The sequence below is a fragment of the Micromonospora sp. WMMA1949 genome (genome assembly GCF_027460145.1).
Lineage (GTDB): Bacteria > Actinomycetota > Actinomycetes > Mycobacteriales > Micromonosporaceae > Micromonospora.
The window spans coordinates 2931022-2946638 of sequence record NZ_JAPZBG010000001.1; the positions used below are offsets into that span (position 1 = coordinate 2931022).

A 15617-nucleotide genomic window follows, 5' to 3' on the forward strand; every position below is an offset into this window, starting at 1 on the left:
GGGGATGTGTTAGTCGGTGGAGCCGGTTAGCGTGGTGCGGCGACAGTCGTGGGTCGACTGTCGTCTCCCGGTGCGCGCCTGCGTGACCGGCAGACCACGCTGGGGAGGGACGATGAGGCTGCCGCGCTCGGGCGCCGGCTGGACGATCGCGGTCTTCGGGCTCCTCGCGCTGCTGCTCGGCGCGCTCGGTCTGATCTGGCCGGAGACGCAGCTGCGCCTGCTCGGCTTCGAGGTGCCGGCCGAGCGCGCTCCGGGCGACTACACCGGCACGTTCCTCACCGCGTCCTCGATGGCCTCGTTCAACATGGGGGTCTACTACCTGCTCGCCGTCGCCACCGAGTGGCGGCCGTTCTACCGGTTCACCGTCTGGTTCCGCCTGGTCACCTTCACGGTGTTCACCATCGCGGTGCTCTCCGACGTCGCGCCGGACCGCTTCTTCGGGGTCGCCGCGTGGGAAGGGCTGGGCGCTGTCGCGACGGCCGTCGGCCTGTGGTGGGACGCCCGCCGGGCGGGGGTCGCCACTGACGACTCCGCCCCGGAACCGGTACCGGCCGCTGACGCGGCGCGCTGACGGGTCCGGATCGTTGGGTATTTTCGAGTCGTGACCGAGATCCCGCCCGGCGCCCTGCGGCTGCCCATCGTGCCCGGTCTGACCGATCTGCAGGTGTTCGCCCGGGGCGGCTACGCCACCATCTATCGGGCCACGCAGATCTCGGTGGGACGCGAGGTCGCGGTCAAGATCGAGAACCGTACGCTCGACAGTGAGCGCGACCAGGCCCGCTTCCTGCGTGAGGCCCGCGCCGCCGGGCGGATGTCGTCCCACCCGCACGTGGTGGACCTGTTCGACGTCGGGGTCACCGTCGACCAGCACCCCTACCTCATCATGGAACTGTGCGACGGCTCGTACGCCGAGCGGATGCGCACCTCGCCGCTGGGCGCGGCCGAGACCCGCGACCTCGGCGTGAAGATCGCCGACGCGCTGGCCCACTCGCATGCGGCAGGCGTCCTGCACCGCGATGTCAAGCCGGCGAACATCCTGCACTCCGAGTTCAACTCGGCGGTCCTGGCCGACTTCGGCCTGGCGGTGCTCGCCGAGTTCCGCGACTCCTCGGTCATGCTGGAGGCGCTCACCCCGGCGTACGCGCCGCCGGAGACGTTCAACCACAGCCCGCCCACGCCCGCCGTCGACGTCTACTCGCTGTGCGCCACCCTCTACGCGGTGATGTACGGCCGCCCGCCGCGCTGGCAGTCCGAGCGCAACCCGAGCCTGGTCACCGTGCTGGAGATGTTCCAGCAGCCGATCCCGGGCCTGCCCGGCGTGCCCGGTGAGCTGATCGACGTACTCCGGTTGGGCATGTCGAACGACCCGGGTGCGCGGCCCTCCGCGGTCGAGCTGCGCGGCCTGCTCGCCTCGCTGCCGCTGGACGGCGCCCCGGCGACCGGCGGGCCGTACGACGGTGCCGGCAGCGACCGGTTCCACCGCACCGGCGGGCCGAACCCGCGACCGCCCGCCGACGACGACCACCCGACGGTGGCCTCGCGTGGCCGGCGCTGGCCCAGGCGTTGGTTCCTCGGTGGCGCCGGCGTGCTCGCGCTCGCCGCCTCGGCCGGCGGCGGCTGGGTGGCCGCCGGGCACGCGCCGGCCGCCGCGCCGACGCCGACGCCCAGCGGCGTGGCCGGGGTGACGCCGGTGCCCGGCTGCGCGTCAGCCGACGTGCGGCTGCCCGCCGGGGCCCGCTGCGCGACGGAGCTGGAGTGCTTCGGTCCGGTACGGCTGCGCCGCGACCGGGCCGAGGCGAGCCGGGTGCCGTGCGACGGCCAGCACACCTGGGAGACCTACGCCGCCGGTGACCTGCCGGACGGTCTCGCCGGTGCCCGGCACGAGACGGTGGCGGCCGACCCGGCCGTCGCGCGGGTCTGCAACGTCGACACGTTCCGGCTGGTCAGCAGGGGCAAGTCGGCGACCGGGTGGAACCTGGAGGTGTTGCCGCCGGAGGCCGAGGCGGACCGCACCTACCGCTGTCTGGCCGGCCGTGGCGTGAACGCGCTGGCCGGTCCGACGCTCACCGGTCGCTGAGCCCGTTCACGGTCCGGCTCTGCCGGACCGACCGCGGGTCGAGCGTCTCCAGCGTGTCGGCGTCCACCGCTGTGGTCGCCCGCATGCCGCGTACGACCCGGGGGTCGAGCGTCTCCAGCGTGTCCGCGTCGATCGGCTGGCCCGCCGGGGTGCGCAGGTTCCGCACCGCGCGCGGGTCGATCGCCTCCAGCGTGTCGGCGTCCACGCCGTACCCCTGGTGGGGGACGACCGGCCAGTTGTCGGTCTGCGGGGCGGATCCGCCGGTGGCGCCGGGCTGGCGGGCGGCGGTGATCGTCACTCCGGTGATCATGGCGAGCAGGACGCAGACCAGGGCCAGCACGACCGACAGGATGCCGGGCGGACGCCACACGGCGAGGGACACCACCGCCGCCACCGTCGCCATGCACGCGACGACGGCCTTCGCCCGCGCATCGGGCTTCGGGAACGATCTCACCCGACAAGCATGGCCCAGCGCGTCCACCTGTCAACCGGCGGGATGAGACGGCTTCCCGTCAGCGACGCTCCACTGTCGAGAAAGCACCGTGACCACGCCTGGTCGTTTGCCGTATCGATCCACATTTGGGGGCCACGACCGTGAGCGTCGATCCCTGCCGGCTGCCTCGATGGCGACGCCGCAAGGGTCATAGCCGACTGTGTGTCTGCCGCTACCCTTGGTGCTCAGTCGCCGCGTAGTGAGCGAGGTAGCCCGATGCCCGAGGTTTCTGCCCGCCACCGCTTCCGTACCCTCGCCACCACCCTGGCGGTGGCGCTGACCCTGACGCTGGCCGCCGCGGCCGGCTGCGACAACCGCCGGGAGCCGCCACTGCCGTCGGTGCTCGACAAGCTGCGCGAGTCGCACATCGACGGCCAGGCGAAGATCAAGATAGGGGTCGCCACCACCGAGCCACTGATGGGTGAGCTGCGCAACGGCGCGCACGTCGGCTTCGACGTCGAGATCGCCCGCTACATCGCCGCGTCGCTCGGCTTCGAGGGCGACCAGCGGATCGAATGGGTGTCGCTGGCCACCGAGGACCGCATTCCCGCCCTCCAGGGCGGCACCGTCGACCTGGTGGTGTCGAGCTTCTCCATGACCGAGGAGCGGGAGAAGCTCGTCAGCTTCGCCGGGCCGTACTTCGTCACCACGCAGGAGGTGATGGTGCCGAAGCGGCTGCGCGACCGGGTCCGCACCATCGAGGACCTGCGCCGGCCGGAGCTGAAGGTCTGCACCAGCGGCGGCTCGACCACCGAGGCCGAACTGGAGAAGCACCAGGTACGGGCGTACGTGGTGAAGGAGGTCGGCGACTGCGTCCGGGGCATCCGGACGGGGCGTTACGACGCGGTCAGCTCCGACGAGACGATCCTGGCCGGCTTCCTCTCCCAGTACCCGACCGAGTTCGAGATCGTCGACATGCCGTTCGGCACCAGCGAACTGCTCGGCGTCGGGGTGCCGATCGGTGACCCGGCGCTGCGTGACCTCGTCGCGTTCTTCCTGCACAAGAGCTACCTGGAGGGACGCGACGGAATCAGCAGCCCGTGGCTCACCGCGTACAACCGCACCCTCGGGCCGTGGCTGAAGGCGGACAAGTCACAGCCGCAGCCGCTGAACGTGCCGAAGCTCGTCGACTTCGAAGACAAGGCACCCCGGCGATGACCGCGCCGGCGACGCTGCCCGGCGCCGCGGCGCCGGACCGGCCCGCACCGCCACCCGCCGACCCGGCCGAGCGCCGCGCACGGGCCAGCCAGTCGTTCTGGACCGCAGTGGTCGGGGTGCCCGCCGTCTTCTCGGTGCTGCGCCTCGGCGTCGAGGCGGGCGGCGAGTTGCAGACCACGCTGCTGCTGGTGGCGAACGTCGGCACGGTGAACCTGCTGGCCGGCTTCCTCACCACGGCCGCCGCCCTGCTCTCCACGGCGCTCGTCGCGGTGTTCGCACTGGGCGCCGTGCTGCGGGTCAGCGTGGACCGCATGCTGCCGGGGATCCGCCGGCCCCTCTTCGCCCGCTGGGTGGACGGCACACCCGCCTGGTTCGCCGTGGCCAGCTTCCTGCTCGCCCTCATCACCTGGCCGCTGCTCTACCTGCCGTTGCTGCTGCCCGCGTTCGTGGCCGCGTTCCAACTCACCCCGCACCGGCTGCACGAGCAGCGGCTGCCCCGGCTGCTGCTGCTCGCCGCCGGGTTCGCCGGCTACCTCTGGCTGCTCGGGCCCACCCTGCTGGACGCCGTCCGGCAGGGAGAGGCGTTCGCGGTGGCGCTGCTCGTCGTACCCCCGGTGCTGGCCCTGTTCGTGACCGGTCCGCTGCCGGCGGCGGTGGTCCGGCCGCTCGCGTCGATCACCGAGGCGGCGGTGCTGGCCATGCTGGTCTGGGCCGCGTTGCCGGTGATCAGCACGCCGGTGCTGCCGCTCACGGTGACCACTGTGGAGTCCTCGCCCGGCGTCACCGAGGACGTGCGCGGCCACGTGGTCACCGTCGACGACGTGGACGTGGTGCTGCTCCAGGAACGCGGTGGCGTGCGCTACGTGCCGGTCGACCAGGTACGCGCCCAGGTGCTCTGCCCGAGTGAGGAGGAACTGCCCCGGCGGCAGCTGCGGGTGCACGACTTCCACGTGGAGGACTCGCTGCTGGAAGGGCTGGGCCGGCGGGTCCGCCCGGTGCACCGCATCGACGCCGCCTGCCGCACCGTCGACTGACCTCGGTGAGCGCCAGGCCGCCGCGGGCGAGGGTGGGTGGAACGTCGACACCTTTGACGTTCCACCCACCGCAGCCGTTCGTCAGTAGGACTTGTCCTGGCCGAGGACGTGCTGGGCGACGAAGTTGAGGATCATCTCCCGGCTGACCGGGGCGATCCGTCCGGCGCGTACCGCGCCGAGCAGCGTCGACACGCCGTACTCGGTGGTCATGCCGGCCCCGCCGAGTGCCTGGACGGCGGTGTCGACGGCGAGCGCGGCGGCCTCGCCGGCCGCGTACTTGGCCATGTTGCCGGAGATGCCGGCCTCCAGGTCGCGGCCCGCGTCGTAGAGCGTCGCCGCCTTGTGGATCATCAGCCGGGCCAGCTCGACCTGCACTGCCGCGTGCGCCAGCGGGTGCGACACCCCCTGGTGCGAGCCGATCGAGCGCCCGCCCCACACCTTGCGGGTGGACGTGTAGTCGCTGGCCCTCTCGATCGCGTACCGGCCGGTGCCGGCGCCCATCGCGGCCACCGTGATGCGCTCCGGGTTGAGCCCGGCGAACAGCGCGGGCAGCCCGGCGTCGAGCGACTCGCCGACGAGCGCGTCGGCGGGCAGCCGGACGTCGTCGAGGAAGAGCAGGAACTGGTTCTCCGGCGACAGGATCTCCATGTCCAGCTTGGACTTCTCCAGGCCGGGCGCGTCGGTCGGCACGATGAACAACGCCGGCTTCAACTTCCCGGTGGACGCGTCCTCGGTACGAGCGACCACCAGCACGTGCCCGGCCTCGTCCACCCCGGAGATGTAGATCTTCCGGCCGCTGAGCAGCCAGTCGTCGCCGTCGCGGCGGGCCACGGTGGCGAGGCGGTGGAAGTTCGAGCCGGCGTCCGGCTCGGTGATCGCGAAGACGATCTTCTGGGAGCCGTCGGCGAGGCCGGGGAGGTGCTTCTTGCGCTGCTCCTCCGTACCGTGCTTGTGGATGATCGTGGCGGCGATGGCGGGGGAGACCACCAGGAGCAGCAGCGGGCAGCCCGTCGCGGCCAGTTCCTCGCACACCAGCGCCAGCTCGGTGATGCCGCCGCCCCCGCCGCCGTACTCGGTGGGGATGTTCACGCCCAGGTAGCCCAGCCGGCCGGCCTCGTGCCACAGCTCGTCGGTGTGCCCGCCGGACTTGGCCTTCTCGACGAAGTAGGAGTGGCCGTACTTGCGGCCCAACGCCCGGACGGCGTCGCGGAGCTGGTCCTGCTCGGGGGTCAGGTCGAAGTTCACTGCGGGTCCTCCTCGGGGTCCACCACGGCAAGTACGGCACCCGTCTCGACCTGGCCGCCGGCCGGAACCGGCAGTTCCGTCACCACGCCGTCGGCGGGGGCGAGCACGGGATGTTCGAGCTTCATCGCTTCCAGCGTCAGCAGCAGGTCACCGGCGGCGACCCGCTGACCGACCTCGACGTGCACCCGGGTCACCGCGCCGGGCAGCGGCGCGAGCAGCGACCCGGCCGCCAGCTCCGCGGTGGGCAGGGGCAGGCGGGGCAGCTCGGTGAGGCTCGCCGCCCCGTCCGGGCCGTCCACGAAGACCGACGACCCCGCCCGGTGTACGCGGAAGGCCCGCCGTACCCCGTCGACGTCGAGCACCACCCGGTCCGGGGTGGCAGTCACGAGCTCGACCACCGGCAGGGCGCTGTTAACAGGGGACCCTTCCTCTACCGAATCCGTTAAGAGGGGGCCCTTCCTTCCCCACTCGGCGAGGGCGCCGGTGCGGTCCAGGCGGTACTGGACCTCGATCTCCTCGTCACCCGGGCCGGTGAAGCGGGTGACCTGCGGGACGGACGGCACGTTGCGCCAGCCCGACGGCAGCCCGGCCAGCACCGGGGCGGCGGCCCGGCGCGCGGCGGCACCGGCCAGCGCGGCGGCCAGTGCCGCCACCGGAAGCTGCTCGGCCGGCAGCAGCGGCTCGAACACCTCCGGGTGCCGGTCCAGGAAGCCGGTGTCCACGTCCACGGCGGCGAACTCCGGGCTGCGCAGGACGCGGACCAGCAGGTCCCGGTTGGTGGCCACACCGTGCAGTTCGGCACGGGCCAGCGCGCCGGCCAGGGCGCGGGCCGCCTCGGTGCGGGTGGGCGCCCAGGCGACGAGCTTCGCCAGCATCGAGTCGTAGTGCACGCTCACCGTCGAGCCGTCCACCACGCCCGAGTCCAGGCGCAGACCACGGGCCGGACCGAATTTGGCGGCGACCCCGGGGATCGCGAACCGGTGCAGCGTGCCGGTGGCCGGACGGAAAGCCTGGGCCGGGTCCTCGGCGCACAGCCGTACCTCGATGGCGTGGCCGTCGGCCGGCGGCGTGGTGGTGACCGGCAGCGGCTCGCCCTCGGCGACGAGCAGTTGCAGCCGCACCAGGTCCAGCCCGGTGGTCAGCTCGGTGACCGGGTGCTCCACCTGGAGGCGCGTGTTCATCTCCAGGAAGTGCACCTGACCGTCCGGCGCGAGCAGGAACTCCACGGTGCCCGCGCCGACGTAGTCGACGGCCCGACCGGCCGCCACCGCCGCCTCGTGCAGCGCCGCGCGTACGTCGTCGGGCAGCACACCAGGTGCCTCCTCGACGATCTTCTGGTGCCGGCGCTGGATCGAGCAGTCGCGTACTCCGAGCGCCACGACCGTGCCGTGGGTGTCGCCGAAGATCTGCACCTCGACGTGGCGGCCGCGTTCCACGTACCGCTCGATGAAGACGGTGCCGTCGCCGAACGCCGCCGCCGCCTCGCGGCGCGCGCCCGCGACGGCCTCGGCCAGCCCGTCGGCGTCGCGGACGATCCGCATGCCCCGGCCGCCGCCGCCCGCCGAGGCCTTGACCAGCACCGGGAAGGCGGTCACCTCGGCCGGGTCGGTCCAGGTGGGCAGCATCGGCACGCCCGCGTCGGCGAGCAGCGCCTTGGCGGCCATCTTGTCGCCCATCGCGGCGATCGCCTTGGCCGACGGACCGACCCAGGTCAGGCCCGCGTCGGTCACCGCCGCCGCGAACTCGGCGTTCTCGGCCAGGAACCCGTAACCGGGGTGGACGGCGTCGGCGCCGGAACGCCGGGCCGCGTCCAGGACGGCGTCGATGCGCAGGTACGTCTCGGCCGGCGTGTTACCCGGCAGTCGTACGGCTTGGTCGGCGTCGGCGACGAACGGCGCGTCGGCGTCCGCGTCGGAGTGCACGGCGACGGTGGCCACGCCGAGGGTGCGGCAGGTGGCGAAGACCCGGCGGGCGATCTCGCCCCGGTTAGCAACCAGAAGCTTCGTGATCATTTGAGCACGCCCCCTACATCCGGAAGACGCCGAAACCGTCGGCGCCCTTCACCGGTCCGTTGTGGATCGCCGACAGGCACAGCCCGAGGACGGTACGGGTGTCCCGGGGGTCGATCACCCCGTCGTCGTAGAGCCGCCCGGACAGGAACAGCGCGCCGGACTGCGACTCGATCTGCTGCTCGACCATCATCCGCATGGCGGCGTCGGTGTCCTCGTCGTACTCGCGTCCCCGCGCGGCGGCGGCCTGCCGGGCCACGATGGACAGCACCCCGGCGAGCTGCGCCGGGCCCATCACCGCCGACTTCGCGTTCGGCCAGGTGAACAGGAACCGGGGCTCGTACGCCCGGCCGCACATGCCGTAGTTGCCGGCGCCGTAGGAGGCGCCCAGGTTGACGGTCAGGTGCGGCACCTTCGAGTTCGACACCGCGTTGATCATGAAGGCGCCGTGCTTGATGATGCCGCGCTGCTCGTACTCGGTGCCGACCATGTAGCCGGTGGTGTTCTGGAGGAAGACCAGCGGTGTGTCCGCCGCGTTGGCGAGCTGGATGAACTGGGCCGCCTTCTGCGCCTCCTCGCTGAACAGCACGCCCCGGGCGTTCGCCAGCACGCCGACCGGGTAGCCGTGCAGCTCACCCCAGCCGGTCACCAGCGCGGTGCCGTAGCCGGGCTTGAACTCGTCGAACGCGCTGTCGTCGAGCACCCGGGCCAGCACCTCGCGCGGGTCGAACGGCACCTTCAGGTCGGCGCTGGCGATGCCGAGCAGCTCCTCCGGGTCGTACCGGGGTGGCAGCGGGTGCGGGTTGCGCGGCGGCGGGCCCTGCTTGCGCCAGTTGAGCCGGCGGACGCACTGCCGGGCCAGCCGGATGCCGTCGCGCTCGTCCTCGGCGAGGAAGTCGGCCAGGCCGGACGTGGTGGCGTGCATCGCCGCGCCGCCGAGCGACTCGTCGTCGGTGACCTCGCCGGTGGCCATCTTCACCAGCGGCGGCCCGGCCAGGTAGACCTGCGACCGGTCCCGGATCATGATGGTGAAGTCCGACATGCCCGGCACGTACGCGCCACCGGCGGTGGCGTTGCCGAAGACCACGCTCACGGTCGGGATCCGCTGCGCGGACAGCCGGGTCAGGTCACGGAACACCCGGCCGCCGGGGATGAAGATCTCCGCCTGGGTGGGCAGGTCCGCGCCGGCCGACTCGACCAGGTTCACCATCGGCAGCCGGTTGGCCGCCGCGATCTCACCGGCCCGTCGGGTCTTCGCCAGCGACCACGGGTTGATCGCGCCGCCGCGTACCGTCGGGTCGTTCGCCACGATCAGGCACTCGACGCCCTCGACCACGCCGATGCCGGTCACGGTGCTGGCGCCGACCGGGAAGTCGGTGCCGTACGCGGCCACCGACGACAACTCCAGGAACGGGCTGTCCGGGTCGAGCAGCAGCTCGATCCGCTCCCGGGGGAGCAGCTTGCCGCGACCGTGGTGGCGGGTCACGTACTTCTCGCCGCCACCGCCCCGGGCCTGGTCGAGCGCTTCCTCCAGCTCGGCCAGGCGTTCCAGCAGCGCCTCCCGGTTCGCGGTGAAGGCGGGCGCGGACGGGTCGATGGTGCTCTGCAGGACAGTCGTGCTCATAGGCCCATGCCCTTCGCGATGATCTCGTTCATGATCTCGGTGGTGCCGCCGCCGATGCCGAGCAGACGGGCGTCCCGGTAGTGCCGCTCCACCTCGGCGTCGCGCATGTAGCCGAAGCCGCCGTGCAGTTGCAGCGCCGCGTCGACTACCCAGTCGCAGGTGGCCACCGCGACGTTCTTCGCCATCGCCACCTCGGTCACCACCGGCTGCCCGGCGGCCACCCGCTCGGCGACGTCGTGCACGTATGCCCGGGCCGCGTCGGTGCGGCTGTGCATCTCGGCCAGCTTGTGCCGGACGACCTGGCGCCCGACGAGCGGACGGCCGAACGTGGAGCGGTCCCGGCACCACTGCACCGACAGGTCCACGCAGCGCTGCGCGGTCGCGTACGCCTGGGTGGCGAGCGACAGCCGCTCGTTGGCGAACTGCTGCATGATGGCGAGGAATCCGGTGTCCTCCGGGCCGACCCGGTTCGTCACCGGCACCCGTACGTCGACGAAGGACAGCTCGGCCGTGTCGGAGCAGTGCCAGCCCAGCTTCTCCAGCCGCCGGCCCACCGTGAACCCGGGCGTGCCCTTGTCGATCACCAGCAGGCTCACCGAGCCCGAGCCGGGGAAGTCGGTGCAGACCGCTGTGGTGACGAAGTCGGCGCGGACCCCGCTGGTGATGTACGTCTTGGCGCCGTTGACGACGTAGTGGTCGCCGTCGCGGACCGCGCAGGTGCGGATGCCCGCCACGTCCGAGCCGCCGTCCGGCTCGGTGATCGCCAGTGCGCCGATCATCGTCCCGGCCAGCGCGGGCCGGACGTACTTGTCGATCAGCCCTTCGTCCTGGGTCTCGACCATGTGCGGCAGCGCGATGCCGTGCGTGAACAACGCGGCGACCAGCCCGGACGACCCACCCGAGCGGATGATCTCCTCGGTGACCACCATCGAGTCGAGCAGGTCACCGCCGCTGCCGCCGACCGACTCCGGGAAGCCGATGCCGAGCAGGCCGATCTTCGCGGCGGTCTCGTGCAGCGACCGGGGCACCTCACCCGCCCGCTCCCAGTCGGACAGGTGCGGCAGCACCTCCCGGGTGACGAACGAGCGGGTCAGCTCGCGCAGTTGCCGGCGTTCCGGCGTGTCCACGATGGTCATGCGCGTGCCTCCGTCGGTAGGTCGACCACCCGGGAGCGCAGCAGCTCGCCGAGCGCCTTGGCCTGGGGGTCGAACCGGGTGGACGCGGCCACGCCCTGCCCGAGCAGCCCTCGGATCACGAAGTTGACGGCGCGCAGGTTCGGCAGCTCGTACCGCTCGACGGTGAGCGCCGTTGTCTCCGGCAGCAGCTCGGCCAGCCGCTCCACCGTCAGCCAGTCGCGCAGCCACGGCCAGGTCGCGTCGGTGCGCGCCCAGACGCCCAGGTTGGCGTCGCCGCCCTTGTCGCCGGACCGCGCGCCGACCAGCTCGCCGAGCGGCCCCCGCCGGGTTGCGGGTAAGGAAGGGCCCCCTGTTAACGCCTCGTGTTGTACCGGGGCCCCCTGCAAACCGCCCGTCACCGTCGGCGGAGGGATCGGCACCCGCTCGCCGGACGGCAGCACCGCGACGTGCTCGACCGCGTCCTGCGCGATCGTGTCGGCGGTGAACACCCCGTACGGCGTCGCGTCGCCGGGCAGCGTGGTGAGCGTGCAACCCGGGTACGAGGCCAGCGCCAGCTCCACCGCCGCCGCCGAGAACGCCCGCCCGGCCCGCGACTTGTCGCCGTCGCGCAGGTGTACGTGCAGCAGCGCGCTCGCCGCCTCGGTGTCGCCGGTGTCCGGGTGGTCGGTACGGGCCAGCGTGAACTCCAGCCCCTCGGTGCCGACCGACTCCTCGATCTGGGCGCGGACCAGCGCCGCCTTGGCCGGGATGTCCAGCCCGCACAGCACGAACGTCATCGAGTTGCGGAAGCCGCCCAGGTTGTTGACGCCCACCTTGAGCGTGTCCGGCGGCGGCGTGCCGCGTACCCCGGAGACGCGTACCCGGTCCGGGCCCTCCTGCTCCAGCCGCACGGTGTCCAGCCGGGTCACCACGTCCGGCCCGAGGTAGTCCGGCCCGCCCACCTCGTACAGCAGCTGGGCGGTGACCGTCTCCACGGTGACCGCGCCGCCGGTGCCGGGGTGCTTGGTGAGCACCGACGAGCCGTCCGGGTGCAGCTCGGCGATCGGGAAGCCGGGGCGGTGCCCGCCGTCCGGCAGTTCGGTGAAGAAGCTGAAGTTGCCGCCGGTGACCTGCGCGCCGCACTCGATCAGGTGACCGGCCACCGTCGCGCCGGCCAGCGCGTCGAGGTCGTCGCGGGTCCACCCGAAGCGGGCGATGGCCGGGCCGACCGCCAGCGAGGCGTCGGTGACCCGCCCGGTGACCACCACGTCCGCGCCCGCGTCGAGGCAGGCCGCGATGCCGAACGCACCGAGGTACGCGTTCGCGGTCAGCGCGTCCGGCCGCTGGATCGCGTCGCCCTCGACGTACCCGACCCGGACCTGGAGGCCAAGCCGGTCGCCGAGCGACCGGATCGCGTCGGCCAGCCCGGCCGGGTTGAGGCCGCCCGCGTTGGTGACGAGCGTGACGCCGCGTTCCAGCGCGGTGCCGAGCACGCCCTCCGCCTGGCGCAGGAAGGTCTTCGCGTAGCCGAGCGACGGGTCGCGCATCCGGTCCCGGCCGAGGATGAGCATGGTCAGCTCGGCCAGGTAGTCACCGGTCAGCACGTCCAGCTCGCCGCCGTCGAGCATCTCCCGCCAGGCGGCGAAGCGGTCGCCGTAGAAGCCCGACGCGTTCCCGATCCGCAGCACGCTCATGAGGGAACTCCGCTCGCGGCGGGTTCCCGCCCGTCGCCGGGCGGGCCGGCGAACGCCTGGGCCACGTCCAGCCACTCGTCGGCCACCGGTCCGGTGGCGGTCAGGGCCAGGTCCGCGCGGTGCCGCCGCTGCGTGACGAGCAGGCAGAAGTCGAGCGCCGGGCCGGTCACCCGGTCGGCCGCCTCCGCCGGCCCGAACTCCCACACGTCACCGCCCGTGGGCGCGGTCAGCTCGACCCGCACCGGCGCCGTGGGCACCGCGCGGCCGTGGGCCGCGAAGCCGTGCCCGAGGGTACGGAAGCCGAGGTGCGCGATGTGCCGCAGGCGCTGCGTCGGGGCACGGCTGACGCCGAGCGCGTCGGCCACGTCCTCGCCGTGCGCCCACGTCTCCATGAGCCGGGCCGTCACCATCGACGTCGGCGACATGCTGGTGCCGTACCAGGGGATCTTCTGCCCGGCCGGGACGGCGGCGACCGCTCCGGCGAGCGCCGACCGGCCGGAACGCCAGCGGGCCAGCAGCGCGGCCGGGGGCGCGAGGAAGGACTCGGCACCGTCCTCGACCAGGCGCGACGGGTCCGGCGCGGCCATCACCGAGGCGAAGAACGCGGACTCGTCGGTGGCCGCCAGGTACGCGACGTGGTCGGTCCAGGCCAGGTGCGCGATCTGGTGTGCGACGGTCCAGCCCGGGGCTGGCGTCGGCCGCTCCCATCCTTCCGGCGGCAGGTCCGCGACGAGCGCGTCGAGCTGTTCGGACTCGGCGGCCAGATCCGCGAGCAGGGCTGTCAGGTCGACCATTGTGCCTCCGGGCGGGGGTGGGCAGGGGATCAGTGCCGCTCGCTCTCGGGGGTGAGCAGCGCGGCGAGCTGGCGTTTCCAGGTGTGCAGCAGGGCGGCGCGGCGCGGCGAGTCGTCGCTGAGCAGGTTGGCCACGCCGAGGCCGCGCAGCAGGTCGAGCGTGGCCTGCACCGACTCGCGTACGCCTGGCTTGCGCTCGTCCACACCGAGCAGTTCGACGGTGAGCCGGTGCATCTCGCGACCGATCCGCGCCTCCAGCGGCACCAGCGCGGCCCGCAGCTCGGCGTCGGTACGGGCGGCCACCCACAGCTCCAGCGCGGCCACGAACAGCGGGCCGGTGAACGAGGCGGCGAGCAGGTCGACCACCCCGTCGAGCCGCTTCGAGCCGACCGGCAGGTGCGCCGCCTCGGCGCGCAGCTCGGCCGCCCGGCGCTCGGTCAGGTGGGTGACGGCGGCGGTCACCAGCGCGGCCCGGGTGGGGTAGTGGTGCAGCTGGGCGCCCCGGGAGACGCCGGCGCGGGCGGCCACCACAGTCGTCGTGGTGCCGGACCAGCCGTGCTCCACCAGGCACTCGACAGTCGCCTCCAGCAGCCGGGCCTGGGTGGCACGGCTGCGCTCCTGCTGCGGAACCCGGCTCGACACGCAGACAGCGTGCCCCGCTAAAAACAAACAGTCAAGCCTGACTTTTTTGAAAGGAGGGGGCCCTTGTTAACGCCTGCGGTAGGGGAAGGGCCCCCTATTAACGCCTCAGCGGCCGTCGCGCGGCGCGAAGACCGTGAGCGCGTCGGCGTCGGAGTGACGGGAGCGGACGTACTCGTCGGCCCAGGCCGCCGCATCCGGGAACGTGGACTCGGCGGCGATCCGGGCGCAGGCGGCGTCCACGTCGAAGCGCGTCCGGCGCAACTGCACGCCCGGGCCGAGCAGCGCCCACCAGGCGCCCGCGCCCCCGTACGGCATGCCGACGCTGCCCGGGTTCACCACCAGGCGACGGTCGGCCAGCCGGGTGAACGGCATGTGCGTGTGCCCGCAGACCACCGTGCCCACCTCGGCCGACAGGCCGGCGAAGACCTCGGCCCAGCGGTCGAGCCGCGAGTCGACGAGCACGACCTCCTCGTCGTCGCGCGGGGTGGCGTGGCAGAACAGCACGTCGCCCAGGCCGGTGACCGGCAGCGTGACGGACGGCGGCAGCGCGGCCAGCCGGGCCACCTGGTCGTCGCGGAGCTGCCCCGCGGCCCAGTTGGAGACCTCGATCGCCGACGGCCTGCCGGCCCGCGCCTGCACCAGCTCCCGGTCGGCGTTCCCGCCGACCCAGCAGGCCCGGTCACCGAGCGCGGCCAGCCGGTCCAGCACCTCGACCGGCTGCGGACCGGCCGCCAGGTCACCGGTGAGGACGATCAGGTCGGCGGCGGCCACGTCCGGCTCGGCCAGGACCGCTTCCAGCGCGGGCAGCACACCGTGGATGTCGGAGAGGACGGCGACGCGATCGGGCATCGTCCCAGCCTGGCGACACCGGCGCGGGAGGACCAAGCGATTCTGCGGTGGGCAGAGACGACACCGGCCCGGCTCCGCGCGGTGGCGGGCCGGGCCGGGAAGCCGGTACGGAGGATCAGACCCGCGCGCGGCGGGCCAGGCGCTCCGGGTCGAGGATGATGATGCTCTTGCCGTCCAGTCGCAGCCAGCCGCGCGAGGCGAAGTCGGCCAGCGCCTTGTTGACGGTCTCCCGGGAGGCGCCGACGAGCTGGGCGATCTCCTCCTGGGTGAGGTCGTGCGTCACGCGCAGCACGCCGCCGTCGCGGGTGCCGAACCGGCCGGCCATCTGGAGCAGGTTCTTGGCGACCCGGCCCGGTACGTCGGTGAAGATCAGGTCGGCGAGCGAGTCGTTGGTCCGGCGGAGCCGGCGGGCGAGCACCCGCAGCAGCTGCTCGGCGATCTCGGGCCGGTTGTTCAGCCACGGCCGCAACGCCTGCTTGCGCAGCCGGACCAGGCGGGTGTCGGTGACCGCGGTGGCCGTCGCCGTACGCGGACCGGGGTCGAAGAGCGACAACTCACCGACCATGTCCGACGGGCCCATCACGGCGATCAGGTTCTGTCGGCCGTCGGCCGCGCGGCGACCCACCTTGATCTTGCCGGACAGGAGGATGTAGAGACTGTCGCCGGGCTCGCCCTCGTTGAACACGATCTCGCCCTTGCGGACCTCGATCGTCTCCATCTCCTTGGCGAGCGCCTCGGCAGCCTCCGGGTCGACACCCTGGAAGATCCCGCTGCGGGCCAGTACCTCGTCCATCGCGCACCTCCACCTGCGCGTGCCGTCCGTCGGCCGGGTCTGCCGTCCGCTGATCCCTCGCGCGCCGCCAGTCTAGGCGCACATGAGCAGG

The 15617-nt window shown here is 73.0% G+C and carries 14 protein-coding genes; 4 read left to right on the top strand and 10 right to left on the bottom strand.

The genetic code is table 11. The annotated features are described in order from the left end of the window. The first annotated feature begins 112 nt into the window (after positions 1–112). On the top strand, positions 113–571 hold the full coding sequence (locus tag O7607_RS13860) for a hypothetical protein (RefSeq protein WP_269703611.1): 459 nt from the start codon (positions 113–115) through the stop codon (positions 569–571). A 30-nt stretch (positions 572–601) separates the two neighbouring features. Continuing rightward, positions 602–2077, top strand: a complete 1476-nt coding sequence (locus O7607_RS13865; protein WP_269703613.1) for a serine/threonine-protein kinase — start codon at positions 602–604, stop codon at positions 2075–2077. On the opposite strand, the gene O7607_RS13870 is transcribed toward O7607_RS13865, so the two are convergent. Then, on the bottom strand, positions 2064–2531 hold the full coding sequence (locus tag O7607_RS13870) for a hypothetical protein (RefSeq protein ID WP_269703614.1): 468 nt from the start codon (positions 2529–2531) through the stop codon (positions 2064–2066). The genes O7607_RS13865 and O7607_RS13870 overlap by 14 nt on opposite strands. Before the next feature lie 255 nt (positions 2532–2786). Here O7607_RS13870 and O7607_RS13875 point away from each other — a divergent pair, with 255 nt between their 5' ends. Next, positions 2787–3728, top strand: coding sequence for a transporter substrate-binding domain-containing protein (locus O7607_RS13875; RefSeq protein ID WP_269703615.1), 942 nt, complete (start codon positions 2787–2789; stop codon positions 3726–3728). Further along, positions 3725–4762, top strand: coding sequence for a hypothetical protein (locus O7607_RS13880; protein WP_269703616.1), 1038 nt, complete (start codon positions 3725–3727; stop codon positions 4760–4762). Before O7607_RS13875 ends, O7607_RS13880 begins: the two co-directional genes overlap by 4 nt. Positions 4763–4843: 81 nt before the next feature. On the opposite strand, the gene O7607_RS13885 is transcribed toward O7607_RS13880, so the two are convergent. The 9 genes from O7607_RS13885 to O7607_RS13925 all read right to left on the bottom strand — a co-directional run bounded on the left by O7607_RS13885 (position 4844) and on the right by O7607_RS13925 (position 15526). After that, positions 4844–6007 carry an acyl-CoA dehydrogenase family protein gene (locus O7607_RS13885; RefSeq protein ID WP_269703617.1) on the bottom strand — a complete coding sequence of 388 codons (1164 nt, stop codon included), beginning with the start codon at positions 6005–6007 and terminating at the stop codon, positions 4844–4846. After that, positions 6004–8019, bottom strand: a complete 2016-nt coding sequence (locus O7607_RS13890) for an ATP-binding protein (RefSeq protein ID WP_269703618.1) — start codon at positions 8017–8019, stop codon at positions 6004–6006. The genes O7607_RS13885 and O7607_RS13890 overlap by 4 nt, the downstream gene beginning before the upstream one ends. Positions 8020–8032: 13 nt before the next feature. Beyond that, entirely contained in the window at positions 8033–9640 is a 1608-nt protein-coding gene (locus O7607_RS13895) for an acyl-CoA carboxylase subunit beta (RefSeq protein WP_269703619.1), read from the bottom strand. Then, positions 9637–10776, bottom strand: a complete 1140-nt coding sequence (locus O7607_RS13900) for an acyl-CoA dehydrogenase family protein (protein WP_269703620.1) — start codon at positions 10774–10776, stop codon at positions 9637–9639. Before O7607_RS13900 ends, O7607_RS13895 begins: the two co-directional genes overlap by 4 nt. Further along, positions 10773–12449 (bottom strand): acyclic terpene utilization AtuA family protein, encoded by a 1677-nt coding sequence (locus O7607_RS13905; protein ID WP_269703621.1) that lies wholly within the window; start codon positions 12447–12449, stop codon positions 10773–10775. The genes O7607_RS13900 and O7607_RS13905 overlap by 4 nt, the downstream gene beginning before the upstream one ends. Further along, complete coding sequence (locus O7607_RS13910) at positions 12446–13243, bottom strand: TIGR03084 family metal-binding protein (RefSeq protein ID WP_269703622.1); 798 nt, start codon at positions 13241–13243, stop codon at positions 12446–12448. Before O7607_RS13910 ends, O7607_RS13905 begins: the two co-directional genes overlap by 4 nt. Before the next feature lie 29 nt (positions 13244–13272). Then, entirely contained in the window at positions 13273–13884 is a 612-nt protein-coding gene (locus O7607_RS13915) for a TetR/AcrR family transcriptional regulator (RefSeq protein WP_269703623.1), read from the bottom strand. A 105-nt stretch (positions 13885–13989) separates the two neighbouring features. Then, positions 13990–14733 carry a metallophosphoesterase family protein gene (locus O7607_RS13920; RefSeq protein ID WP_269703624.1) on the bottom strand — a complete coding sequence of 248 codons (744 nt, stop codon included), beginning with the start codon at positions 14731–14733 and terminating at the stop codon, positions 13990–13992. A gap of 115 nt (positions 14734–14848) precedes the next feature. Beyond that, complete coding sequence (locus tag O7607_RS13925; RefSeq protein ID WP_007466162.1) at positions 14849–15526, bottom strand: Crp/Fnr family transcriptional regulator; 678 nt, start codon at positions 15524–15526, stop codon at positions 14849–14851. Positions 15527–15617: the final 91 nt, after the last annotated feature.